Origin of the sequence: Shewanella sp. SP1S1-7 (assembly GCF_031932105.1) — a bacterium.
Taxonomy (GTDB): domain Bacteria; phylum Pseudomonadota; class Gammaproteobacteria; order Enterobacterales; family Shewanellaceae; genus Shewanella; species Shewanella baltica.
The window spans coordinates 1-1,337 of sequence record NZ_JAUOEU010000069.1; the positions used below are offsets into that span (position 1 = coordinate 1).

At 42.2% G+C, this 1,337-nt stretch carries 2 protein-coding genes; both read left to right on the plus strand.

Features of this window, described 5'->3' with window-relative positions:
- Positions 1-233: 233 nt before the first annotated feature.
- Positions 234-668, plus strand: a complete 435-nt coding sequence (locus Q4Q49_RS22090) for a hypothetical protein (RefSeq protein ID WP_312000456.1) — start codon at positions 234-236, stop codon at positions 666-668.
- Between the two features lie 156 nt (positions 669-824).
- A complete protein-coding gene (locus tag Q4Q49_RS22095; protein ID WP_311991398.1) occupies positions 825-1,244 on the plus strand; it encodes a hypothetical protein in 420 nt (139 codons plus the stop codon).
- Positions 1,245-1,337: the final 93 nt, after the last annotated feature.

Below are 1,337 nucleotides of genomic sequence, written 5' to 3' on the forward strand. Positions count from 1 at the left end.
AAATTTGCTAGCGGCTTCCTTCAGACCAATCCTCGCGGATAAGCCCTTGCCATTCGCTAGTAGTTAACGTTTAATAACAGCATGTTATTGAACGGTGACCTTCCTACAGAGGACTTTCACCTCATTAGTTCATGCCCATGCTGGGCGTACACAAGGCAAGTCAGCATCGCACCTTCGGTGCTGGACTCGCTAACGCTCGCCGCTGCTTGCGGCGTTATGTACCTAGGTTGAGTATGAGAGTATTTATAGTTGTTTTTGCTGCGATGATATCCAGTTTTGCTCACTCGAACTCTGAGTTAGATGCCGAAAATGAGGGAGAGGCAGTTGGAATAATATATGGCTACTTTAAAAAAGTAGATGTTATAAAGTTCATGTGCGAACGGAAAGCACCTGAAAAAGGAGCGCTACTTTCAGAAGCTATTGATAAATGGAAGACTCGAAATAGTTCTGTGGTTGCTAATTTAACTGACGGGCTAGATAGAACTCCAATAGATATGCGTGAACAGCTATTTGAAATGGCAAAGCAAGTTTCAAGAAATAGGATCATTCTACTTAACAAAATGAGTCAGTCCGAAAAAGAAAATACTTGTGCCTCATTAGCTGAACATTTGAATTCTGATTCTTACAAAAATGAGTACCCAATTGCCTATAAGCTCATGAGTGAATAGGTACATAACAAGCGCCTTAAACATTGCGGCCTGCGGCCGCTGGACTCGCAACAAGTTGCTCGCCGTTTAGGCGTGCGTTAAGTGCCTATGAAGATCGTCAGCATCATTGCTCTATCGCTAATAATTTGCTGCAACCTATATGCAGAGGACAAATCAATGGATCAAGAAGAAGCCCAAAAAACTTGGGACGAGTACCATGAAAGAATAAAAATGCGCCGCCTTGCAGAAGCGAAAATTATAAATACCGAACTGGTCAGTAATGGCATCACTACAGAAACCGACCTAATACTAGACTTTAATTTCTTCACTCAAGATGAAGACGGTGCCAAAGGTATAAAAGAGCAGCTTAGTGAAAACTATGAAATGTCGATGTATCAGGATGGCGAATACTGGAAAATTTCAGGCACCTCTAGACCGTATGCTGTGAATTTATCCACTGAGCAACATTTAGGTTGGGTAGAGTTCATGCACGATGTCGCCCTTTCTTATGGCTGTATTTTTAGCTCTTGGACTGTTACCGAACATAAAACAAAGAAGTCGTGGTCAAATGAAAGTATTGAAACAGAGTTCGATTAGGTCAGCACTTAACAAGTCAAAGCACTCGGACATGGTAAAGCTGTCACCTTTTTTGTTCCAAAAAAGCCGCCAACTTCACCATGCCGGTGTTTG